18 protein-coding genes and 2 pseudogenes are annotated in these 21792 nt (G+C 71.1%); 7 read left to right on the forward strand and 13 right to left on the reverse strand.

The features are described 5' to 3' along the window. The first annotated feature begins 138 nt into the window (after positions 1-138). Positions 139-636 carry a flavin reductase gene (locus MVG78_RS09110; protein WP_247560168.1) on the forward strand — a complete coding sequence of 166 codons (498 nt, stop codon included), beginning with the start codon at positions 139-141 and terminating at the stop codon, positions 634-636. 99 nt (positions 637-735) lie between these two features. Here MVG78_RS09110 and MVG78_RS09115 read toward each other — a convergent pair whose 3' ends face one another. Both MVG78_RS09115 and MVG78_RS09120 read right to left on the reverse strand, forming a co-directional pair. After that, complete coding sequence (locus tag MVG78_RS09115) at positions 736-1635, reverse strand: hypothetical protein (protein ID WP_247560169.1); 900 nt, start codon at positions 1633-1635, stop codon at positions 736-738. A 384-nt stretch (positions 1636-2019) separates the two neighbouring features. After that, positions 2020-3141 (reverse strand): branched-chain amino acid ABC transporter substrate-binding protein, encoded by a 1122-nt coding sequence (locus tag MVG78_RS09120; protein WP_247560171.1) that lies wholly within the window; start codon positions 3139-3141, stop codon positions 2020-2022. Between the two features lie 291 nt (positions 3142-3432). On the opposite strand from MVG78_RS09120, the gene MVG78_RS09125 reads away from it, so the two are divergent. Continuing rightward, entirely contained in the window at positions 3433-5547 is a 2115-nt protein-coding gene (locus tag MVG78_RS09125) for a catalase (RefSeq protein ID WP_247560173.1), read from the forward strand. 54 nt (positions 5548-5601) lie between these two features. On the opposite strand, the gene MVG78_RS09130 is transcribed toward MVG78_RS09125, so the two are convergent. The 7 genes from MVG78_RS09130 to cysQ form a co-directional block, all read right to left on the reverse strand. Further along, positions 5602-6309 (reverse strand): ABC transporter ATP-binding protein, encoded by a 708-nt coding sequence (locus MVG78_RS09130; RefSeq protein WP_428480786.1) that lies wholly within the window; start codon positions 6307-6309, stop codon positions 5602-5604. Then, on the reverse strand, positions 6306-7133 hold the full coding sequence (locus MVG78_RS09135) for an ABC transporter ATP-binding protein (protein ID WP_247560175.1): 828 nt from the start codon (positions 7131-7133) through the stop codon (positions 6306-6308). Before MVG78_RS09135 ends, MVG78_RS09130 begins: the two co-directional genes overlap by 4 nt. Then, on the reverse strand, positions 7130-8593 hold the full coding sequence (gene livM, locus MVG78_RS09140) for a high-affinity branched-chain amino acid ABC transporter permease LivM (protein WP_247560176.1): 1464 nt from the start codon (positions 8591-8593) through the stop codon (positions 7130-7132). Before livM ends, MVG78_RS09135 begins: the two co-directional genes overlap by 4 nt. Further along, complete coding sequence (locus MVG78_RS09145; protein ID WP_247560178.1) at positions 8590-9504, reverse strand: ABC transporter permease subunit; 915 nt, start codon at positions 9502-9504, stop codon at positions 8590-8592. The genes livM and MVG78_RS09145 overlap by 4 nt, the downstream gene beginning before the upstream one ends. A gap of 195 nt (positions 9505-9699) precedes the next feature. Further along, positions 9700-10104: a DUF6976 family protein gene (locus MVG78_RS09150; protein WP_247560180.1), complete on the reverse strand. Its 405-nt coding sequence runs from the start codon at positions 10102-10104 to the stop codon at positions 9700-9702. Positions 10105-10188: 84 nt separating this feature from the next. After that, positions 10189-11187 (reverse strand): L-threonylcarbamoyladenylate synthase, encoded by a 999-nt coding sequence (locus tag MVG78_RS09155; RefSeq protein ID WP_247560182.1) that lies wholly within the window; start codon positions 11185-11187, stop codon positions 10189-10191. Beyond that, on the reverse strand, positions 11184-11987 hold the full coding sequence (cysQ, locus tag MVG78_RS09160; protein WP_247560184.1) for a 3'(2'),5'-bisphosphate nucleotidase CysQ: 804 nt from the start codon (positions 11985-11987) through the stop codon (positions 11184-11186). Before cysQ ends, MVG78_RS09155 begins: the two co-directional genes overlap by 4 nt. Positions 11988-12241: 254 nt before the next feature. On the opposite strand from cysQ, the pseudogene MVG78_RS09165 reads away from it, so the two are divergent. The 3 genes and pseudogenes from MVG78_RS09165 to MVG78_RS09175 all read left to right on the forward strand — a co-directional run. Continuing rightward, positions 12242-13747, forward strand: a pseudogene (locus tag MVG78_RS09165) (leucyl aminopeptidase); the annotation flags it as partial. Positions 13748-13986: 239 nt separating this feature from the next. Further along, positions 13987-15498: a leucyl aminopeptidase family protein gene (locus MVG78_RS09170; RefSeq protein WP_247560187.1), complete on the forward strand. Its 1512-nt coding sequence runs from the start codon at positions 13987-13989 to the stop codon at positions 15496-15498. Next, positions 15491-15938 (forward strand): annotated as a pseudogene (locus MVG78_RS09175) (DNA polymerase III subunit chi). Before MVG78_RS09170 ends, MVG78_RS09175 begins: the two are co-directional and overlap by 8 nt. Positions 15939-15959: 21 nt before the next feature. On the opposite strand, the gene MVG78_RS09180 reads toward MVG78_RS09175, so the two are convergent. Further along, the gene (locus MVG78_RS09180) at positions 15960-16331 is read right to left on the reverse strand and encodes an alpha/beta hydrolase (protein WP_247560189.1); all 372 of its coding nucleotides are present in this window, start codon (positions 16329-16331) and stop codon (positions 15960-15962) included. A gap of 719 nt (positions 16332-17050) precedes the next feature. On the opposite strand from MVG78_RS09180, the gene MVG78_RS09185 reads away from it, so the two are divergent. Next, a complete protein-coding gene (locus tag MVG78_RS09185) occupies positions 17051-17548 on the forward strand; it encodes a septal ring lytic transglycosylase RlpA family protein (RefSeq protein ID WP_247560191.1) in 498 nt (165 codons plus the stop codon). 38 nt (positions 17549-17586) lie between these two features. Here MVG78_RS09185 and MVG78_RS09190 read toward each other — a convergent pair whose 3' ends face one another. Both MVG78_RS09190 and MVG78_RS09195 read right to left on the reverse strand, forming a co-directional pair. Then, entirely contained in the window at positions 17587-18132 is a 546-nt protein-coding gene (locus MVG78_RS09190; RefSeq protein WP_247560193.1) for a GNAT family N-acetyltransferase, read from the reverse strand. After that, the gene (locus MVG78_RS09195; RefSeq protein ID WP_247560196.1) at positions 18129-19991 is read right to left on the reverse strand and encodes an ABC-F family ATP-binding cassette domain-containing protein; all 1863 of its coding nucleotides are present in this window, start codon (positions 19989-19991) and stop codon (positions 18129-18131) included. The genes MVG78_RS09190 and MVG78_RS09195 overlap by 4 nt, the downstream gene beginning before the upstream one ends. 426 nt (positions 19992-20417) lie before the next feature. Here MVG78_RS09195 and MVG78_RS09200 point away from each other — a divergent pair, with 426 nt between their 5' ends. Continuing rightward, the gene (locus MVG78_RS09200) at positions 20418-20651 is read left to right on the forward strand and encodes a hypothetical protein (RefSeq protein ID WP_247560198.1); all 234 of its coding nucleotides are present in this window, start codon (positions 20418-20420) and stop codon (positions 20649-20651) included. 99 nt (positions 20652-20750) lie between these two features. Here the strand turns inward: MVG78_RS09200 and MVG78_RS09205 are convergent, their stop codons facing one another. Beyond that, positions 20751-21698, reverse strand: a complete 948-nt coding sequence (locus MVG78_RS09205) for an FkbM family methyltransferase (protein WP_247560200.1) — start codon at positions 21696-21698, stop codon at positions 20751-20753. Positions 21699-21792 lie beyond the last annotated feature (94 nt).

A 21792-nucleotide genomic window follows, 5' to 3' on the forward strand; every position in this document is an offset into this window, starting at 1 on the left:
CCCGCCAGGGTAGCCGTTATTGCGCCGCGATGCAGGACGCCTCTCGTTCACGCCGTCGCGGCCACCCATCTGTCCCTGGACAGGGCCCCCGTGCCTCGACCGGGACCATGCGACCCTGCAGTCACGGGAGACCGCGCCATGGATGCCCTCCGCACACAGTTCCGCGATGCCATGTCGCGGCTGGGCGCCGCGGTGAACATCATCACCACCGCCGGCCCGGCGGGCCGGGCGGGCTTCACCGCCAGTGCGGTCTGCAGCGTGACGGACGACCCGGCCATGCTCCTGGTCTGCATCAACCGCAGCAGCCGCGCCTATCCCTATGTCATCCAGAACGGCGTGATGTGCGTGAACGTGCTAGGCGGGCCGCATAGGCCAGTCTCGGACAGCTTCGCCGGCTTCACCACCACCACGATGGACGAACGCTTCGGCACCGGGAGCTGGACGGTGCTGTCCACCGGCGCGCCGGTGCTGGAGGGGGCCTCGGCCTCGGTGGATTGCGTGATCGAGGACGTGGTCGAGAAGGGTACCCACAGCGTGCTCTTCGGCGCGGTGAAGGCCATCGCCCTCGGGCATTCGGAATCTGCACTGATCTGGTGGGGACGGGACTACCGCATCGTCGGCACCGAACTGGCCTGAGCCGAATTGGCCTGAGCGCGCTTGCGGGCTTGTCCTGCCGGGCCAGCGCATCGAAGAGAGCCCGCGCGGCACCGGGGCCGCCGCGCGGGCTCCTCAGGGTCAGGCGTAGCGGCGATCCGCCACCCCTACGATCTCCCGCACGCCCATCCGGGCGCCAAGGATTGCGGCGAAGGCGCCCAGGATCAGCGTGGCGAAGATCCAGAAGGCGCCCACGGCGGTGCCGGTCGCCGCGGCATCAGCGGCCTCGCGGGCCTTCTGCTCGGCCTCGGCGGCCGTCTGCCGGGCCTGCTGCTCGTATTGCTGCACGCGCTGCGCGGCTTCCTGCTCGGGGATGCCGGCCTGGGCGGCGACAAGCTGGTTCAGCCGTGTCCGCTGAGCGTCGTTCAGGTTGCCCTGGGTGATGCTCTGCCCGACGATCGAGGCGATCTCGGCGGCACGCTGATCGCTGTTCATGGCGCCCACATCGTCCGGCCGGGTCAGCGCCTGGCTGGCCCGGTTGACCAGAGCCTGCTGGTCCGCTTCCGGCGTGGCCTGGGCCACGGTCTCCGCCGCGGAGGAGACCGCATGGCCCGCGCCGCCGAGAAGGGAGCCGACGGCATTGCCGGCGGTATGGGCGATGCCGGAGACGGCGCTGCCGAGCAGCACGGCGGAGACCAGGAAGGCAGCGGCCCAGGTGGCCAGCCCGTGCAGGGCGGCGTCGCGCCTGTCGGCCGTGCCCGAAAGCCGCGCCGCGACATAGCCGCCGGCGATCAGGCCCAGCAGGTTGGCGACCACCAGCCAGATGCTGGCGACGAGGCCGAAGGTCGATGCATCGGGGGTGCTGCGGTCCACCGCGTCGATGGTGGTCGCACCCACGGCGATGCCCAGGATGTTCAGCGTCGCGCCCACGGCGATGGCCACAAGGGCTCCGGCCAGGATGGCGCCCCAGGCAGTGCGGGGAGGCAGGGCGGGTGCGCCCTCAGGGACAGCGGCGCCAGGCATGGTGGCTGGGTAGGACATGGTGTGTTCCGGCGTTCGGTGGATATCCACTGGAACGTCCGGCTCGTCCGTCCGGTTTGCCATGGGCCGCACGCAGGGCGTTTCTGTGACAGGTTGACCACACCATGGCGGGTCGCCCCACCCATCTGGCGGCACGCAGGGGGGCCAGACAGCAGAAAGGCCCCGGAGCTTCCGCCCCGGGGCCTCGCATTGCGCATGCCGTCATCCGGCAGGCGAAAAACTCAGAATCCCGCCCCGATCATGGCGTGAGCAGTGATCCCGGTCGCGCAGCGGAACTCCGGCTGGGTGCAATGAGACACTGGATCACCTCCTTTCGTTTGTTGAAGACAGGAGCCGATGTGGGGAGGGGGTGCGGGCGCCACAAGCCCCATCCCGCACCGGATCTCACATCTGGGCGTAGTTGCCGTCCTTCCAGACATAGAAAACGTAGTCGGCCACGGTCGGGTCGCCCTTGCTGTCGAAGCTCGTCTCGCCCAGCACCGACTTCCACGGGCCACCGGACTTCAGCGTCTGGGCCACCTTCTGCGGGTCGGCCGTCTTCGCCTTCTCCGCCGCGTCAGCCCAGATCTGCACCGCCGCATAGGTGTAGAGCGTGTAGCCCTCCGGATCGACGTTGCGGGCCTTGAAGCGGGCCACCACGGGCGCGGCGCTGGGGCGGGTGCGGATATCGGGGGCGAAGGTCATCAGCGTGCCTTCGCCCGCCGGGCCGGTGATCTGCCAGAACTCGTTGGTCACCAGGGCGTCGCCGCCGATCAGCGTGACCTGCATGCCCTGCTCCTTCGCCTGGCGCAGGATCTTCCCGGACTCGGTGTGGTAGCCGCCGATATAGATCACCGCGATATTGGCCGCTTTCAGGCGCGAGACGATGGCACTGTAATCGGGCTCGCCCGGCGTATAGGCGGCATAGAGCGCCTCGTTCACCCCGGCGGCGTTCAGCGCCTTCTTGGTCTCGTCCGCCAGCCCCTTCCCATAGGCGGAGTTGTCGTGGAGGATCGCGACCGGCTTGTCCTTGAAGTTCGCGGCGATGTACTTGCCGGCCACGGCGCCCTGCTGATCGTCCCGCCCGCAGACGCGGAAGGTGTTCCAGCTCCCCTTGTCCGTATAGACCGGGTTGGTCGAGCCGGGGCTGATCTGCAGCACGCCCTCCTCGGCATAGACCTTGCTCGCCGGAATGGAGGAGCCGGAGCAGAAATGCCCGGCCACCAGCTTCACCTGCCGTCCGGCCATCTGGTTGGCCACGGAGACCGCCTGGCGCGGGTCGCAGGCATCGTCGCCCAGTTCCAGCGCCAGCTTCTGGCCGAGCACGCCACCGGCGGCGTTGATGTCGGTCACCGCCTGCTCCGCGCCGTTGCGCATCTGCGCGCCGAAGGCGGCGTACTGGCCGGTCAGCGGCCCGACCGTGGCGACGCGCAGCGGCGCGCCCTGGGCCAGTCCGGCACGGCTGCCGAGGATGGCGGGCGCGGCGAGGGCTGCCCCGAGGATGACGCGGCGATTGACGGTGAGCATGCTTGGACTCCGCTTGCCACGAGCCCGGGAGCCGGGCCGTTGTTATGGAAGCCTAGAGCGTGAGTCGCATGGCCGCCAAGCGGCTGTTTGCCTGCCGGATCGCCTCTCCGTCGGGGGGCGCGGGATGGCATGGCGGCTGATCAGGACCGGCGCCCGTCCGCTGGAACGCAAGTTCCCGTGACGTCGCCTTTTGCCACCCATCGCTTCGCACAGGCGCATCGTTACAGCGGGGGAGAAGGGTGCGCCCGCGGGCGGCAGCGCCCCGGCCGATGTCGAGTGTGGAGCAGAAGCATGACTGCAGATCCCCGGAACGGGTACGAGCCTGTACGGCTGGCTGACCAGGAGATCCTGCGGGGGCAGGGGGGCGAGACCCATCAGGTCGCGGGCAAGGGCGTCGAGACCCTGACGACGCAGCAGGGCATCCCGGTCTCCGACGACCAGAACACGCTGAAGATCGGGGCGCGCGGCCCCGCGCTGCTGGAGGATTTCCACTTTCGCGAGAAGATCTTCCACTTCGATCATGAGCGTATCCCGGAGCGGGTGGTGCATGCGCGCGGCTTCGGCGTCCATGGCTATTTCGAGCCAACGGAATCCCTGGCCGGCATCACCGCGGCGGACCTGTTTCAGCGACCGGGCGAGAAGGTGCCGGTCTTCGTGCGCTTCTCCACGGTGGCCGGTAACAAGGGCTCCTTCGACTTGGCCCGCGACGTGCGCGGCTTCGCGGTGAAGTTCTACACGAAGGAAGGCAACTGGGACCTCGTCGGCAACAACATCCCGGTCTTCTTCATCCAGGACGCGATCAAGTTCCCGGACCTGATCCACGCCGCGAAGCAAGAGCCCGACCGGGGCTTCCCCCAGGCACAGACGGCGCATGACAACTTCTGGGACTTCGCCTCGCTGAGCCCGGAATCCACCCATATGCTGATGTGGATCATGTCCGACCGGGCGATCCCACGCTCCTTCCGCTTCATGGAGGGATTCGGGGTCCATACCTTCCGCTTCGTCAATGCGGAGGGGAAGTCCACCTATGTGAAGTTCCACTGGAAACCGAAGCTCGGCCTGCAATCGGTGGTGTGGAACGAGGCGGTGAAGATCAACGGTGCCGACCCGGATTTCCACCGCCGCGACCTGTGGAACGCGATCCAGGCCGGCGATTTCCCGGAATGGGAGCTGGGCGTGCAGCTTTTCGACGACGACTTCGCCGAGACGTTCGAGTTCGACATCCTGGACGCCACCAAGATCATCCCGGAGGAGCAGGTGCCCGTGCGCATCGTCGGGCGCATGGTGCTGGACCGCACGGTGGACAACTTCTTCGCCGAGACGGAGCAGGTGGCCTTCTGCACGCAGAACGTCGTGCCGGGCATCGACTTCACCAACGACCCGCTGCTGCAGGGGCGCAACTTCTCCTATCTCGACACGCAGCTGAAGCGGCTCGGCGGCCCGAACTTCACCCATATCCCGGTCAATGCGCCGAAGACCCAGGTCTGCAATTTCCAGCAGGACGGGCACATGGCGATGCGCAACCCCAAGGGGCGCGCCAATTACGAGCCCAATTCCTGGGGCGCCCAGGGCGGCCCGCGCGAGGACCCGGAACGTGGCTTCCGCAGCTTCCCGGCGCAGGAGCAGGGCGAGAAGCGGCGCATCCGGGCCGAGCTCTTCGCCGACCATTTCAGCCAGGCGGGCCAGTTCTACCGCAGCCAGACGCCCACGGAGCAGACGCACATCAAGGATGCCTTCGTCTTCGAGCTGAGCAAGGTCGAGACGCCCGCCATCCGCGCCCGCATCGTCGCCAACCTGCGGAACGTGGACGAGGAACTGGCCATGAAGGTGGCCGAGGGGCTGCGGCTGGAGCCGATGCCCGAAGCGGCGCCGCCCGCGCGGCCGGTGATCAGGGACCTACCGCCTTCGCCGCCGCTCAGCATCATCCAGAACGGCCCCAAGAGCTTCAAGGGCCGCAAGCTGGGCATCCTCGCGAGTGATGGTGCCGATGCGGCGCTGCTCAAGGCGCTGATGGCCGCCGCCCAGGCGGAGGGCGCCATGGTGGAGCTGGTCGCGCCGCAGGTCAGCGGCATCGTGGACAGCGCCGGCACCCGGCACGAGGCGCAGCAGAAGGTCAATGGCGGTCCTTCCGTGCTCTATGACGCGGTGGCGGTGGTGCTGTCCGAGGAAGGGGCGAAGCTGCTTTCCAAGGAAGCCACGGCGAAGGACTTCGTCAGTGATGCCTTCGCCCACGCCAAGTTCATCGCGCACAGCGCCGAGGCGAAGCCGCTGCTGGAGAAGGCCGGCATCGACAAGCCCGATGGCGGTGTGATCGCGCTTGGCGGGAAGGCGGATGCGGCGGCCTTCCTCAAGGCCTGCGGCGAACTCCGCTTCTGGCAGCGCGAGCCGGAGGTCCACGCGGTCTGACCAGGCTGGTTCCAGGGCGGACGACACCCCCCTGGAGCCGTACCGCGGGGGCCTTCAGCCGCCCAGATAGGCCTCCCGCACCTCCGGCCGTGCCAGCAGGGCGCGTCCGGTATCCTCCATGGTGATCCGCCCGTTCACCAGCACATAGCCGCGATGGGCAAGGCGCAGCGCCTGATTGGCGTTCTGCTCCACCAGCAGCACCGTCAGTCCCTCCGTCTCGTTCAGCATGCGGATGGCATCGAAGATCCCGCGCACGATCAGCGGCGCGAGTCCGAGGGAGGGCTCGTCCAGCAGCAGAAGCCGTGGCTGCGCCATCAGCGCGCGGGCGATGGCCAGCATCTGCTGCTCACCGCCCGAGAGCGTGCCGCCGCGCTGCGCCTCCCGCTCCTTGAGGCGGGGAAAGAGCTGGAAGGCCCGCTCCATGCCCGGCCCCGGATCGTGGCCGAACTGCTGCGCGCCCATCAGCAGGTTCTCGCGCACGCTCATGCGCGGGAAGATCCGGCGCCCTTCCGGCGACTGCGCGATGCCGAGGCGTACCACCTCATGCGTCGGCAGGCCGGTAATATCCGTACCGTTGAAGAGGATGCGCCCGGAACGCGCGCGGGGCGATCCGCAGATGGTCATCAGCAGCGTGGACTTGCCGGCACCATTGGCGCCGATCAGGGCCACGATCTCCCCCTGGTTCACATGGATGGTGACGTCGTTCAGCGCCCGCACCGCGCCATAGGCGGCGGAGACGCCGTGCAGCTCCAGCATGCTCACGCCGCGTTTTCCTCCTCGCCTTCCTCGCCCTCGCCGAGATAGGCGGCGATCACCGCAGGGTCGCGCCGCACCGCCGCGGGCACGTCGTCGGCGATCAGCTTGCCGTGGTCCAGCACCACCACGCGGTCCGAGATGCCCATCACCACGCCCATGTCATGCTCGATCAGCAGCACGGTGCAGCCGCTCTCCTTGATCCGCCGCACCAGCCCGGCAAGCTGCTCGCTCTCGCGCGGGTTGAGCCCCGCCGCCGGCTCGTCGAGGCAGAGCAGGGAGGGGTTGGTACACATGGCGCGCGCGATCTCCAGCCGCCGCTGGTCGCCATAGGGCAGGGCGCCGGCGGGCTCGTCGGCGCGGGGCAGCAGGCCGGTCTCCTCCAGCCAGTGCGCCGCCAGCGCGATCGCCTCGCGCTCCGCCTTCGGATAGCGTGACAGGCCCAGCACCGCGCCGATGCCGAAGCCGGTGGCCGCCATCAGCGTGTTGTGCTGTGCCACCAGCAGGTTCTCCAGCACCGTCATGCCGGCGAAGAGGCGGATGTTCTGGAAGGTCCGCGCCACCCCGGCCCGGGCGATGCGGTGCCCTGCCAGCCGGTGCAGCGCCTCCGTGCCCGTGTCGCGGTGCAGGCGGATGGTGCCGGAGCTCGGCCGGTAGAAGCCGGTGATGCAGTTGAAGCAGGTGGTCTTGCCGGCGCCGTTGGGGCCGATCAGCGCCGTGATCTGCCCGCGCCGCGCCTGGAAGGAGACGTTGTCCACGGCGACCAGCCCGCCGAAGCGCATGGTCAGCCCCTCGACCTCCAGGATCGGGGGCGCCTCCACGGTTCCGCTCATCCCCGGCCCTCCCCGACCAGATCGCCCGAAATGGCGCGCGCCTTGCCGAGCGAGACGGTGGGCCGGCGGGTCGAGACGAGCCCGCGCGGGCGCCAGACCATGATGGTCACCATGGCGATGCCGAAGACCAGCATCCGCCATTCCTGCAGGTCGCGGAACACCTCGAAGCCGCCGATCATCACCAGCGCCGCGATGGCCACGCCGAGCTGCGAGCCCAGCCCGCCCAGCACCACGATGGCGAGGATGATGGCGCTCTCGATGAAGGTGAAGCTTTCCGGGCTGATGAAGGCCTGGCGCGTGGCGAAGAAGGCGCCGGCGAAGCCGCCGAACATGGCGCCGAGCGCGAAGGCGGTCAGCTTGGTCGTGGTGATGTTGATGCCGAGCGCGCGCGCCGCGATCTCGTCCTCGCGCAGTGCCTCCCAGGCGCGGCCCAGCGGCTGGCGCCGCAGCCGCAGCGTCACCCAGTTGGTCAGCAGCGCCAGAGCGAGGATCAGGTAGTAGAGGAAGATCACCCGGTGCAGCGGCGAGGGCGTCAGGCCGAAATAGCCCGCGAAGGTGTCGGGCCCGCCGCCCATGCCGAAATCCAGCCCGAAGAAGCCGGGACGCGGGATGCCCGACAGCCCGTTCGGGCCGCCGGTGAGCGAGACCCAGTTGATCAGCACGATACGGATGATCTCGCCGAAGGCCAGGGTCACGATGGCGAGGTAGTCGCCCCGCAGGCGCAGCACGGGAAAGCCCAGGATCACGCCCCAGAAGGCGGCGAGGATGCCGGCGAGCGGCAGGCAGATCCAGAAGCTGAGGCCGAAATTCAGCGCCAGCAGCGCATAGGCATAGGCGCCGACCGCGTAGAAGGCGACATAGCCGAGGTCCAGCAGCCCGGCGAGGCCGACCACGATGTTCAGCCCCCAGCCCAGCATCACATAGGTCGCCACCAGCACGGCGAGGTCGAGCTCGTAGCGTCCCACGCCTGGCAGGAAGGGCAGGGCGAGACCCAGCAGGAGCAGCAGCGGCGCCACCACCCGCCCGATCCAGGAGGGAAGCCGCGGCGACCAGGCGCGCTGCGCGGCGGAGCGCCGCCGCCGGTGCCAGAGCGCCATGAGGAAGCGGCCGGCGAAGGTGAGCGCGACGAGGATCGCCACATCCGGCCAGCGCGTGCGCAGCACGAGGCCGCCCTCGCCCGGGTCCGTGCGCAGCCCGACCAGCGGCACGAAGAGGCCCAGCGCCACCAGTGCGGCCAGCACGGCCTCGCGCAGTGCCCCCCCCAGGGCCAGGGGTCTTTCCGGGAGCCTTCCGGCGGGCGGCGCTGCGGGCAGCGGGCGCGGGATGCCGCCCGCCTCGCCCGGCGCGGGCACGCCGTCGTCCAGATGTCCGGCGCCACCGGGGCGCGGTGCGCCCGCGGCCGACCCGCCCAGCGCGGCCGCGCCGCCCGGGACCTCGTCTTCCGGCGCGTTGCCGCTCATACCTTCTCGACCTCATGGCGGCCGAGCAGGCCGGTGGGCAGGAAGAGCAGCGTCAGCGCCAGGATCGAGAAGGCCGCGACATCCTTGTACTGCACGGAGAAATAGGCGCTCCAGAAGGTCTCGATCAGCCCGATCAGCAGCCCGCCCAGCACCGCGCCCGGCAGGGAGCCGATGCCCCCGAGCACGGCGGCGGTGAAGGCTTTCACCCCGGCCAGGAAGCCGATGTAGAAATCGATCACGCCATAGCGCACGAGGTAGAGCGTGCCGGCCACGGCGGCGAGCGCGGCGCCGGTCACGAAGGCCAGCGAGATGGTGCGGTCCACGTTCACGCCGAGCAGCGCGGCCATCTTGCGGTCCTGCTCCACCGCCCGCATGGCGCGGCCGAGCGAGGTGCGCGTCACCAGGAGGGTGAAGATGCCGAGCACCACCAGCGTCACCACCATGATGGCGATCTGCACCCAGGAGATCTGCACCACGAAGCCGTTCTGCTCGAACAGGTTCAGCCCGCCCGGCACCAGCGGTTCCATCGGCTTCACCCGCGCGCCCTGGCTCACCTGCACGAAGTTCTGCAGCAGGATGGACATGCCGATGGCGCTGATGAGCGGCGCCAGGCGGAAGGAGCCGCGCAGGGGCCGGTAGGCCACGCGTTCCACCGTCCAGCCATAGAGGCCGGTGACGGCCATGGAGAAGACCAGGGCCAGCAGGATCGCCGCCCCGCCGGTCATCCAGCCGCCCCCCGACAGCAGCAGCAGGCCGATCAGCGCCGAGAAGGCGCCGATCATGAAGATGTCGCCATGGGCGAAGTTGATCATGCCCACGATGCCGTAGACCATCGTGTAGCCGACGGCGATCAGCCCGTAGATCATGCCGAGCGAGACGCCGTTCACCAATTGCTGCAGCGCATAGGCCAAGCCCGTATCCCCCCTCTGCCTTGCAGGAGAGGCTAGGCGAGGTTTGCCCGGGCTGTCATCGTCGGGACGGCTGGAAGCGAGGCTCCAACGGGGAATTCATCCGGCCCCCGGGCCCGCGGCTGCCTCTCCGGCATTCGCGGCTGCCGCACATCCGGGCAGGACACGTTCCCGGCACGCGATACCGGCCTGCGGATATCAATCCCGCAGCGTCAGGGCGAGGGCGCCCCCGGCATGCGCCATGCCGCAGCGTCCGTCGAGAATCAGATCCCCCGCCCGCCGCGCCCCGGCCCGCCAGACCGGGCGCTGCCCCAGCCGGCGGGCCAGACGGTCCCCCGGCGTCAGCAGCCAGCCCCGTCCGGAGCCCAGCCGTGCCATCCCGGCGGCGTCGCCGGGCGGCAGGCGGGTGATCCGGATCTCGCGCGCCGGCGGCGGCAGCAGGCAGGTGAGCAGCTGATCCCCGCCGGTATCCCCATGGGCATCCCCGCCGGCGCCGATCCAGCGGCCATGCGGCAGGTCGCGCAGGAGGCCGGCGGCGCCGGTGAGCAGCAGCGGCCGCCCGCTTTCGATCAGCCGCCTGGCCTCCTGGGGCGTGACGATCATGGGGTGGGGTCCGGGGCATCCATCCGCCGCTTCTGCGGTCCGGGCGGTTAAGGATGCCTTGCTCCGTTCCGGTCCAGGGTGGCGTCAGCCCTGGCGCGGCGCCGCCGCCCGGCCGAGCCGGTCGTTGATGGCCTCGCCCAGCCCCGCGGCCGGGACGGGCATGGCGGCGATGCCCGCCAGGCCGAGGCGCGATCCCTCCTCGTCCAGGAAGCGCAGCCCGGCGAAGAGGCGCGAGGCCGCCTCGGCGAGATCGCCGCGCTCCGAAAGGTTCCAGGCCAGGCGGGCACCGGGCAGGGGGCGGCCGAAGGCCAGCAGCGCCTCGTCCGGCCCCACATGCCGCGCCTCCAGCCGCACCGGCAGGCCGGGCGCGTAGTGCGAGCGCAGCATTCCGGGGGAGGGCAGGCCCTGCTGCCGCGCCAGCACCGTGAGCATCTCCTCGACCTCCGCCTCCAGTTGCGGGTCGTGGAAGGCGCCGATCACCTCCTCGATCGCCTCCACCGTGACGCCGCCGGGGCGCAGCAGGCTGGGCTGGCCGCTGGCGAGGTTCAGCACCGTGCTTTCCAGCCCCACGGCGCAGGGACCGCCATCCAGCACCGCTGCGATGCGCCCGCCGAGCCCCTGCATCACATGCTCCGCCGTGGTCGGCGAGACGCGGCCCGAGGGGTTGGCCGAAGGCGCCGCGACCGGCGTGCCGGCCCGGCGCAGCAACTCCCGCGCCAGGGGATGAGCGGGCACGCGCACCGCCATGGTCTCGGTGCCGGCTGTGGTCAGCAGGTCCACCCGCGAACCGCGCCGGCGCGGCAGCACCAGGGTCAGCGGCCCCGGCCAGAAGCGTTCCGCGAGGCTGCGGGCGCGCTCATCCGCCACCACCTCGGCGAAGGCGGATTCGGCATCGGGGAAATGGCAGATCAGCGGGTTGAAGCGCGGCCGGCCCTTGGCGGCGAAGATCCCGGCCACCGCCCGGCCGTTGCGGGCATCGGCGCCCAGGCCATAGACGGTCTCGGTGGGGAAGGCCACCAGCTCGCCCGCCCGCAACAGCGCGGCGGCCCGGTCCAGCGCCTCCGGCGGCAGGCGCTCGGTCATGACGCCGCTTGTTCCTGCGCTCCGTCCCCGCGCCCCCAGGCGATGAATGGGCCGTTCTCGAAGCCCGGCTTGCCATAGCGGAATGGCGCGCCCGCCATGTCCAGCACCCGTCCGCCGGCGGCTTCCAGCAGGGCCTGGGCGGCGGCGGTGTCCCATTCCATGGTGCGGCCGAAGCGCGGGTAGAGATCGGCCTCGCCCTCCGCCAGCCGGCAGAATTTCAGCGCCGAGCCACAGTTCACCACCTTCGCCACCTTGCGGCCCGCCAGGAAGGGCTCCAGGCGCGGGTCGTCGCGGTAGTGGTTGCTGAACATCACCGTGATGCCTTCCGGCGGCGGGGTGCGGGCGGCGATGGCACGGCGGCCGGCGGCATCCTCCTTCCAGGCCAGGGCGGGCCGGCCTTCCGCCGCGACGAGGCCGGCGAAGACCTCCCCCGTGGCCGGCAGGGCCACGGCGCCGAGCAGCGCCCGGTCGCCCTCCACCAGCCCGACGCAGACGGCGAAGCTGTCGCTGCCCTGGGCGAACTCCCGCGTCCCGTCCAGCGGGTCCACCAGCCAGTAGCGATGCGCCAGTGCCGGGATGCGGCCGGCGCAGACCTCCTCCTCGGCGATCACCGGGATCTCCGGCACCGCCGCGCGCAGTCCCTCCAGGATGATGGCCTCGGCCACATGGTCGGCCTCCGTCACCGGCGAGTGGTCGCTCTTGCGCTCCACGGCGAAGCCGGCGGCCCGTACCGCCAGGATGGCGTCGGCGGCGGAGCGCGCCAGCCGCGCGGCCAGTTCCAGAAGCTCATGATCGGTCATCCGCCGTGGATAGACCCGGGGCCGGTGCGGCGCCATACGGCAAACCGCACGGCCCTCCCGGCTTCGGGCGGCGGGTGCGCGAAAACCGGCTGGCCCCCTCCACGCCGGGCCGCCGCCGTGGCACGCTGCGCCCCGGAACCGAGGCGGCGCCGCGCCCTTTCCAGGACCTCCCCATGGCTCTCCCGCACAGGGAGCCCCAGGGGCGATCCTGTCCCGCGGACCGTCCGGCGCGTCGCAGGGAGTGCTCTCCGGTCATGCTCGATATCGCCTTCGCCAAGCCGTCCCTTCCCACGGGCGGCGCCCTCGCCATCCTGCTGGCGGAGGATGACCTGGGCGGCGGCGCCTGGCATGACTGGGACCAGACGCTGCACGGCATCCTGTCACGCGGCATCGCGGCGGCGGAGTTCAAGGCACGGCGCAACCAGACCGCCACCCTCTTCGCGCCCGGGAACGGGCTGAACCGGATCGTGCTGGTCGGCCTCGGCAAGCGGGCGGAGCTGGACGGGCCGGTGATCGAGGCGGCGGGCGGCACGGCCGTCGCCGCCATGGCCGCCGAGGGCACGGCGGCGCTCGACGCCCGCGCGGTGGGTGGTTGGGCCGGGCTGGCCGGTACCGCGGCGGGCGGCAATGGCGCGGCCAGCGCCGCGCTGGGCGCCACGCTGCGCATGTACCGCTTCGACCGCTACCGCACCACGGAGAAGGCGGAGGACAAGCCGCGCCTGACCGCGCTGAAGGTGTTCTGCGACGACCCCGCCGCCGCCAAGGCGGCCTGGGCCACGGGCCGGGCCATCGCCCAGGGCGTCTTCACCACCCGCGACCTGGTCAGCGAGCCGCCGAACATCCTCTATCCGGAGGAATTCGCCGACCGGCTGGAGAAGCTGGAGAAGCTCGGCCTCGATGTGGAGGTGCTGGGCCCGAAGGAGATGCGCAAGCTGGGCTTCGGCGCGCTGCTCGGCGTGGCCCAGGGATCGGAGCGCGAGCCGCGCGCGGTGATCCTGCGCTGGAACGGCACGGGCGCGAAGAAGCCGGCGAAGCCGCTCTGCTTTGTCGGCAAGGGTGTCACCTTCGACACCGGCGGCATCTCCATCAAGCCGGCCGGCGGCATGGAGGACATGAAGTGGGACATGGCCGGCGCCGGCACGGTGGCGGGGCTGATGGCCACGCTGGCCGGGCGCAAGGCCAAGGTCGACGCGATCGGCATCGTCGGGCTGGTGGAGAACATGCCTTCCGGCACGGCGCAGCGGCCGGGCGACGTGGTGACCACGGCCTCCGGCCAGACGGTGGAGGTGATCAACACCGATGCCGAGGGGCGCCTCGTCCTGGCGGACATCATGTGGTATGCCAAGAAGCGCTTCGACCCGGCCTTCATGATCGACCTCGCCACGCTGACCGGCGCGATCATCGTGGCGCTCGGCAACGAGCATGCCGGGCTCTTCTCCAACGATGACGGGCTGGCGGAACGCATCCTGGCCGCCGGCAAGGCGACCGGCGAGCTCGCCTGGCGCATGCCGCTGGGCGACGCCTATGACAAGCAGATCCGCTCCGACATCGCGGACATGAAGAATGTCGGCGGCCGCCCGGGTGGCTCGATCACCGCGGCGCAGTTCATCCAGCGCTTCGTCGATGGCTGCCCCTGGGCGCATCTCGACATCGCCGGCACGGCCTGGAGCAACAAGGACCAACCGACCACGCCGAAGGGCGCCACCGCCTGGGGCGTGCGGCTGCTCGACCGCCTCGTGGCGGAGCATTACGAGAACACACCGCTCCCGCCCGCCGAGCCGGCGGAGGAAGCCCCGGCGGCGCTGGCCGGCGGCGGTGCCTCGGCCGCCCTGCTGTCCGAAGGCGAGCCTGCGCCCATCCCCGCCGCGCCGGAGCCGGCGGCCACCACGCCCGATGCCCTGTCCGCGGCGCCGGAACCCAGCCCGGATGCACCGGAAGGCGCCGCGCCGGGCAGGTCCGCGCGCAGCCGCGGAAGCCGCCGCCGCCCGCGCAAGGGCTGATGCTGCGCATCGGCTTTCACCGGGAGGCCGCGGCGGGGCTGCCGCGCCTCCTGCCGCTGCATCCCGGCGTGCCGCACGCCCATGAGGCAGGCGCCCGGGCCTCCGGTTTCGCCGGGGCGGCGGGGGAGGTGGTCTCCCTGCTCCCGGACGGGCCGGTGCTGGTCGGCCTCGGCCCCGCTGCCGTGGCAGGCGGTTCGGAGCGCCCATGGGTGGAAGCGGGCGGCCATGCCGTCGTGGCGCTGCAGCGCGCGCTTCCGGGCGCGCGCCACGCGGTGCTGGATGCGCGCAGGCTGGAGCCACGCCTCGCCGCCGCCCTGGCCGCCGGCGCCACGCTGCGGGGCTGGCGCTTCGAGGCGCTGCGCCATGCCCCGCCGGAGGACGAGGCGGCCGGGCGGCTGGAAGCGCTGGACATCCTGGCCGATGATCCCGCCCTGGCCCTGCTGGCCTGGGAGGAGCAGGAACCATCGGTGCGCGGCGCGCTGTTCGCCCGCGACCTCGTGGCGGAACCGGGCAACCGGCTGAACCCGCGCGAATTCGCCCGGCGGCTGGAGGCACTCTCCGCCGAGGGGCTGCAGGTCGAGGTCTGGCGCCGCAAGGCCCTGGAGAAAGCGGGCTTCGGCGCGCTGCTGGCGGTGGGGCAGGGATCGGCGACACCGCCCCGCCTCGTCGTGCTGCGCTGGCCCGGCGAACCGGGCCTTGCCCCCGTGGTCTTTGTCGGCAAGGGCATCACCTTCGACACCGGCGGCATCTCCATCAAGCCCGCCGCCAGGATGGAGGAGATGCGCGCCGACATGGCCGGCGCCGCCGCCTGCGCCGGGGCCATGCTGGCCCTCGCCGCGCGGGGCAGCCGCACCCCCGCCGCCGCCGTGCTGGCCCTGGCGGAGAACGCGGTGGGCGCCGCCTCCTTCCGCCCCGGCGACGTGGTCCGCACCTTGTCCGGCCGCACGGTGGAGGTGGTGGATACGGATGCCGAGGGCCGCATGGTCCTGGCCGATGCGCTGTCCCACGCGGTCTCGGCGCTGCGGCCGCGCGCCGTCATCGACCTTGCCACGCTGACCGGCAGCATCGTCACCGCGCTCGGCCATCACCGCGCCGGGCTGTTCGGCAACGACGATACCCTGCGCGATGCGGTGCTGGCGGCGGGCGAGGCGGTGGGCGAGCCGCTCTGGCCCATGCCGATCGGCGCGGCGCATCGCGAGGATCTGAAAAGCGACATCGCCGACCTGCGCCAGTGCTGGCCCGGGGGCACGGGGCGGCGCGGCATCCCCGATGCCTGCCATGCCGCCGCCTTCCTGCGCGAATTCATCGGCACGGATGCGGAGGCACCGAACGGAGCGATCCCTGGCGCGATCCCTGGCGCGATCCCCTGGGCGCATCTCGACATCGCTGGAGTGGAGAGCCGGGAGGAGGATGGCCCCCTGGGCCCCAAGGGACCGAGCGGCTATGGCGTGCGCCTGCTCGACCGCCTGGTGCGGGATCACTTCGAACCCCGGCGGAAACGGCGTGGCTGAGATCGGCTTCTATCACCTGACGCGCACCCCCTTGGCCCAGGCCCTGCCGCGCCTGCTCGGCCGTGTGCTGGAAAGCGGCGGCCGTGCCGTCGTGCTCTGCGGCGGCCCGGAGCGGCTGGCGGCGCTGGACGCCTCGCTCTGGCTCAGCACCGATCCCGACTGGCTGCCGCATGGCACGCCCGCGGTGGGCCATGCCGAATTGCAGCCGATCTGGCTGACCACGGAGGACGAGGCACCCAACGGGGCCCGCTTCCTCTTTTTGGTGGATGGGGCGGAAAGTGCCCGGCTGGATCGCTTCGACCGGGTGCTCGACCTCTTCGACGGCAATGACGCGGAGGCCACCGAGGCCGCCCGCGACCGCTGGTGCCGGGCCAAGGCCGCCGGCCATGCTGACCTATTGGCAACAGGGACCGCGCGGCTGGGAGAAGAAGGCAGGCTGAACGTCCGCCCGGCGGAACCCTTCAGCGCCCCAGCGCGAAATCCAGGCCGAGACGGATGGCCGGGTCCACCACCGACTGGTGGGTTTCGCCGGGAAAGAGATGGAAGGCGACCTCGGGACCGGCGGGCCCCAGTTTCGCGAGCCGTTCCACGAGGTCTCGCGCCCGGTCCACCTGCCGGGCGATGCGGGCCCGTTCCGTGATCGGCGCCGGGGGGCGCGGCTGCTCCAGCTCGCCGACCGTGACCAGCAGCCGCAGCCGGGGCGCGATCTCCGGCGGGGCGGCCTCGAAGCCGGCCTCCGCCGGCAGGACCGCACCCTGGCCATAGCCGATCGAGGGGCTGGCCGCGACATGATTGCGGAACAGGCCGGGCTGGCGGAACAGCGTGTGGAGCACGAAGAGGCCGCCATAGGAATGGCCGAAAAGACCGATCGGCCGGGTCCAGCCTCGCTTCCCGCTCCAGGCGCGGCAGCAGCTCGTCCTGGACGAAGGCCAGAAAGGCCGGGGCGCCGCCTTCCCCCGGGATCGGGGGCGTGGCCGGCACGGTGTAGTCGAGCTCCCGCCGGTTCTCGCCCGGGTAGCCGATGGCGGCGATCACGGCGCTGTCGCCACGGGCCTCCAGCGCGGCCACGGCGGGCTCGAAATGCCCGTCGCCGTCGAGCAGCAGGAAAAGCGGGAAGCCCTGTGGCGGTGGCGGGGCGGCGGGTTCGGCCAAATAGATCCGGTAGGGGCGGCTGGCCTCGCCGCCCGCCAGCATTTCCCACTGTCGGCGCCGGAGAGGGGGCGCCACCGTTTCTCCCGGCTGGCCCGCCGCGATCACCATGCCGGATGCCCCCGCCGCCAGGAGAGCGCGTCGCCGCATCGATGGCCTCCTTCGCGGGTACGGCACCGGCTGGGGCCAGCCCGCCGCCTGTCCTGATCCGCCCGTGTCATGCCCCAGCCCATCCGTGGCGCAAAGACACAAGCCCGGGTACCCCAGGCCAGGCCCTTGACCACGCTGGATTTCCCGATCTCGTGTCGGGAGGATTTTCCCAAAACCGTCTCTCCTTTCAAACCCGGTGCTTCCAGCCGCGTCTTAACATCGAGCTTTAACCGGAACGGCGAGGGAGGCAGAGATGATGGCAATCCGGCGGATCGCGGGCATCGCCCTGCTGGGCCTCAACTTGCTGGGAGGGCCGCTCGCCGCTCCAGCGCTGGCGGACCGGCCGCAGATCGACCGCTCCGGGCGGGAGACCGACATGCAGCTCCTCGTGCGGGACCCTTCCGGCAAGGGCGCGGGGCGCGTCGGGCGCGGCAGCTACGATCTCGCTGGTGATCTGGCCCTCAGCAACAGCCTGCCGGCCGGCAGCACGCTGCGGGTGACCAATCCCGCCAATGGCCGCTGGGCCATGGTGCGTGTCGGACAGCAGGGCGAGCCCCGCGGCGCGGAGCAGCCGACCCTCGTGGTGGGTCCGCGCGTGGCGGCGCTGCTCGGCCTGCCGCCCGATGGCACGGCCGGGACGGTGCGCGTGGCGCCGCTGGCCGTGCCTCAGGCCGACGGCACCGTCCGGCTGGGCGAGGGGACGGGAATGCCCGGCCAGCGGGCGGTGATCGTGCATCCGGAACGCGGGTAGAGGCATCGCCTCCACGGGCGTGTCTGCGGGAGCCGGTGTCAGGCGCGGGGCGCGGTATCCGGCAGCGGACGATGCCAGCCATAGGCGGTTTCAGGGACGGCATGGCCGGACAGTTGGGCCTGCCGCTCCAGCACCGGCGTTCCGCCGAGCCGCGCGTAGAAATCCCGGGCCTGCCGGTTGGTGCTCAGCACCCAGAGCGCGAAAGGCGTCAGTGCCATCCCTTCCAGCGCCTGGGCCATCCGCCGCAGCATCCGGCCGCCATGGCCAAGGCCCTGCCCGGCGCGCAACAGGTAGAGGGCAGTGACCTCGCCGGGAAAGCCCGCCGCCCGCAGATCCACGTCCCGTTGCGGGCCGCAGGCGCCGAAGCCGAGGAGGGGAGCACCGGGCGCTTCCTGCACCACGAAGACCGGACGCGGCGCGGCGCCGGCCAGCACCTCGCGCCACACCGCTTCGCCGCGCTCCACCGTCCGCGCGGCGATCACCGCTTCGGGCAGCAGGCCGGGATAGGTTTCCCGCCAGGCGGCGGCATGGAGCTCGGCGATGCGCCGCGCCTCGCCGGGATGGGCGCGGCGGATGGCGCTCATGCCGCTTCCAGCCGTTCCCCCAGGGACAGCCATTCCTCCTCCAGCGCCTCCACCTCCTTGGCGATGGCGGCACGGCGGGTATTGGCCCAGGCGATGTCGGCCGGCTTGCGCCGGGTGTAGAATTCCGGATCGGCCAGTTTGCGCTCGATCAGCCCATCCTCCAGCCGCAGCTTTTCCAGCAGCTTCTCGATCTGCTTCACCCGTTCGCGCAGCGGCGCCAGGGCGGCGCGGGCCTCGGCGCGCTCGCGGCGGTCGTCGCGTTTCGCCGGGCCCGTGTCGCGCGCCACCGGGCGGGCGCGTTCGAGCAGGAAATTCCGGTAGTCCTCCATGTCGCCGTCGAAGGACGACACGGCGCCATCCGCCACCAGCCAGAGCTGGTCGGCCACCAGCTCCACCAGCCGCGGGTCATGGGTGATCAGCACCACCGCGCCGCCGTAATCGGCCAGGGCGCGGATCAGCGCCTCGCGCGCATCCATGTCCAGGTGGTTGGTCGGCTCGTCGAGGATCAGCAGTTGCGGCGCGTCGCGCGTGCAGAGCGCCAGCAGCAGCCGCGCCTTCTCCCCGCCGGAGCAGTCGCGCACCAGGGTCGTGGCGCGGTCCTCGTCCAGGCCGAAGCGGGCAAGTTGGGCGCGGCACTGCGTCTCGGTGGCCTTGGGCAGCGCCGCCTGCATATGGGTGAGCGGCGTGCCCTCCGGGTTCAGCTCCTCCGCCTGGTGCTGCGCGAAGAAGCCGACCTTGAGCCGCGGTGTGCGGCGGACCTCGCCGCCCATCGCCTCCATCCGTCCGGCGATCAGCTTGGCCAGGGTGGACTTGCCGTTGCCATTGGCGCCCAGCAGCGCCACGCGGTCGTCGCTGTCCAGCCGCAGGTCCAGCCCGCGCAGGATGGGGCGCCCGTCATAGCCCACGCTCGCGCCCATCATGGTCAGGATCGGCGGCGCCACCTCGGCGGGTTCCGGGAAGACGAAGGGGGTGACACGATCCTCCGTCACCGCCTCGATCGGCGGCAGCTTCTCCAGCGCCTTCAGGCGCGACTGGGCCTGCCGCGCCTTGCTGGCCTTGTAGCGGAAGCGGTCCACGAAGGCCTGCATATGCGCGCGCTCGGCGGCGACCTTGGCATTCTGGGCCACCTGCTGCGCCCGGCGCTCGTTGCGGATGCGCAGGAACTCGCCATAGCCGCCGGGGTAGGCGGTGATCTTCCCACCTTCCAGATGCGCGATCCCGTCCACGCAGCGGTCCAGCAGGTCGCGGTCATGGCTGATGATGATGGCGGCGCCGGCGAAGCGCCTCAGCCAGCCTTCCAGCCAGATCGTCGCCTCCAGGTCCAGGTGGTTGGTCGGCTCGTCCAGCAGCAGCAGGTCGGGCTCCAGGAACAGCGCCCGGGCGAGGGCCACGCGCATGCGCCAGCCGCCGGAATATTCGCCCACCGGCCGCGCCTGCGCCGCCGCGTCGAAGCCCAGCCCCGCCAGCACCGTGGCGGCCCGGGCCGGGGCGGCGTCGGCGCCGATCGCGCGCAGGCGCTCATGCAGTTCGGCCTCACGCAGCGGCTCCACCCCGGCTTCCAGCTCGGCCAGCAGGGCGGCGCGCTCGGTATCGGCCTCCAGCACCGTGTCGAGCAGCGGGGCGGCACCGCCCGGCGCCTCCTGCGCCAGATAGGCCATGCGGGCCCGGGCCGCGAAGCGGACCTCGCCGCCATCGGGCTGCAACTGGCCGGTCAGGACACGGAACAGGGTGGATTTGCCGACCCCGTTACGGCCGACGAGTCCGATCTTGTGCCCGGGATCGAGTTGCAGCGAGGCGCCGTCCAGCAGCGTCCGGCCCGCGAGGCGCACGGTGAGGTCTTGGATGGCGAGGACGGTCATGACCGGGGTTCTAGAGCAGTTCCCGCCGGGGCGGAATCCGTCCCTGCGGCAGGAGGCGAGCCCCGGGGAGGGTAGCGCAAGAAGCGTTCAAAAAAACATATTCGCATCAAATCGTGACTATAATCTCTAGAAGGGAGGTACGGGCCTTGTTTCACCGTTGCTCCAAAGTGGTGCGAATCTGTGCCTTTCCTTCGCATGAAGGGCATATTTCTCACATGGATTGATTTTCCTGCCGACCAGGTAACAAAATCCGCGAAAGTGATACACTTGCTCATGAGGGTGTGTTAAAGTTGGAATTGTAGAGAAAATGATATCAATCCACATGAATGAAACCTTGCTGGCTGGGCCGTAGCCCGCACGGGAACGTTTCTGTGGGCCACGGGTCTCTGTCGGAACGCCTGTTGCGGACGGGCAAGGAGAATGAAGATGGAGAAGGTGATCGCCGTGTCGGGACCAGACATGACGCTGCTCGCGGAGCGGCTTCCTCATGGTGACACGGTCGGGAACGGCACCTATGCCGCGGATGCGGGTGCCCTGCTGCTCGTTCTCCTGCTCGTTGCCGCGCTGATCCACTACATCCGCGACCGTCGCCACCTGCCGCCCCGGAAGCGGAACCCGACGGCCCTGACCCAGCAAGGGACTTCCCGGCTGCGCCGCTGACCCCGCGGCGCATCGCTCCGGCGCCCGCCGCCCTGGATGGGGGCGGCCTTCCCCCGCATCCCTGCTTTTCGCCGGGCCGTTGTCAGGCCACCGCCTGCTTCAGATGTGCTCGCCGAGCACCGGAATGGTGGCCGCGGTGGCGAGACGGGCCGCCACGGCATCCAACTGCCGCAGGTAAAGCGTGTTCGGATCGCCTGGCGCATCGCGCCGCGTGAGGGTGCGGCGGCGCGGGTCGTAGTCGAAGGGCGCGAAGCCCTGCGCCCGCAGGAGATCGTCGATCCGCCGGGTGCTGTCGCCATAGTGTTCCGCATGCGCCATGGTCTCGACCAGGACAGCCTGCAATCCCGGACGGGCCAGGAGCCTTCCGGCGCCGGCCAGGATCCGGGCCTCGTAGCCCTCCACATCCAGTTTCAGCAGCAGCGGCGTCCGATGGGGCAGGATCTCGTCCAGGGTGGAAACCGAGATCTGGACGCTATCCTCCTCCTCGCGCTCCAGCAGCACCCGGTTGGCGGCGCCGCGGCGTGCGCTGAGCCGTAGTGTGCCGGGGTGGTCGCCCAGGGCGAGCGGCAGCAGCGTCACGCGCTCCTCCAGATCGTTGAGGCGGAGGTTGTCGCGCAGATGCGGCAGCGTGGCGGGGGAGGGCTCGAAAGCCAGCACCTCCGCCCCGGCTACCCCGGCGGCCAGCACGGTATAGGCGCCGATATTCGCGCCGATATCGGCGAAGAGATCACCCGGGCGCAGCAGATGCAGCAGGAAGCCCATCTCCGCGAAATCGCTCAGACCGGCATAGAGGTTGGCGGTGGCGGAGGAATGCCCCCTTTGCAGCAGAAGCCGCGTCGGCCCGATGAACGGCATCACCGCCGGCATGCCGATCAGCCGCCCGCCGACCTGCCAGCGCAACAGGCGCAGGAGGGAGGCGGCAGGGCGTCGGCCGGCCAGGGGGTGCCGCAGGATGAAGCGCAGCAGGTGGGCGGGAACGCGCAGCCGCCGCATCCCCGGCCAGGACGCCCGCCCGGCATCCGGTGCCCTGCCGTCGAGGGGTGCCACCGACAGGGTCTCCAGCGGTTCCGGGGCAGGGTGCCGCTGGCGGCCCACTGTGGAGAAGGGTGGCGTGGGGCTGGGATTCACAACCGGAGATTGC

The organism is Roseomonas gilardii subsp. gilardii, from assembly GCF_023078375.1.
Classification (GTDB): Bacteria; Pseudomonadota; Alphaproteobacteria; order Acetobacterales; family Acetobacteraceae; genus Roseomonas; species Roseomonas gilardii.

What these genes read in the sequence shown, in the direction of transcription:
- MVG78_RS09110 (WP_247560168.1), top strand. Translation starts at nt 139, where the DNA reads ATGGATGCCCTCCGCACACAGTTCCGCGATGCCATGTCGCGGCTGGGC.
- MVG78_RS09115 (WP_247560169.1), bottom strand. Translation starts at nt 1,635, where the DNA reads ATGTCCTACCCAGCCACCATGCCTGGCGCCGCTGTCCCTGAGGGCGCA.
- MVG78_RS09120 (WP_247560171.1), bottom strand. Translation starts at nt 3,141, where the DNA reads ATGCTCACCGTCAATCGCCGCGTCATCCTCGGGGCAGCCCTCGCCGCG.
- MVG78_RS09125 (WP_247560173.1), top strand. Translation starts at nt 3,433, where the DNA reads ATGACTGCAGATCCCCGGAACGGGTACGAGCCTGTACGGCTGGCTGAC.
- MVG78_RS09135 (WP_247560175.1), bottom strand. Translation starts at nt 7,133, where the DNA reads ATGAGCGGAACCGTGGAGGCGCCCCCGATCCTGGAGGTCGAGGGGCTG.
- livM (WP_247560176.1), bottom strand. Translation starts at nt 8,593, where the DNA reads ATGAGCGGCAACGCGCCGGAAGACGAGGTCCCGGGCGGCGCGGCCGCG.
- MVG78_RS09150 (WP_247560180.1), bottom strand. Translation starts at nt 10,104, where the DNA reads ATGATCGTCACGCCCCAGGAGGCCAGGCGGCTGATCGAAAGCGGGCGG.
- MVG78_RS09155 (WP_247560182.1), bottom strand. Translation starts at nt 11,187, where the DNA reads ATGACCGAGCGCCTGCCGCCGGAGGCGCTGGACCGGGCCGCCGCGCTG.
- cysQ (WP_247560184.1), bottom strand. Translation starts at nt 11,987, where the DNA reads ATGACCGATCATGAGCTTCTGGAACTGGCCGCGCGGCTGGCGCGCTCC.
- MVG78_RS09170 (WP_247560187.1), top strand. Translation starts at nt 13,987, where the DNA reads ATGCTGCGCATCGGCTTTCACCGGGAGGCCGCGGCGGGGCTGCCGCGC.
- MVG78_RS09185 (WP_247560191.1), top strand. Translation starts at nt 17,051, where the DNA reads ATGATGGCAATCCGGCGGATCGCGGGCATCGCCCTGCTGGGCCTCAAC.
- MVG78_RS09190 (WP_247560193.1), bottom strand. Translation starts at nt 18,132, where the DNA reads ATGAGCGCCATCCGCCGCGCCCATCCCGGCGAGGCGCGGCGCATCGCC.
- MVG78_RS09195 (WP_247560196.1), bottom strand. Translation starts at nt 19,991, where the DNA reads ATGACCGTCCTCGCCATCCAAGACCTCACCGTGCGCCTCGCGGGCCGG.
- MVG78_RS09200 (WP_247560198.1), top strand. Translation starts at nt 20,418, where the DNA reads ATGGAGAAGGTGATCGCCGTGTCGGGACCAGACATGACGCTGCTCGCG.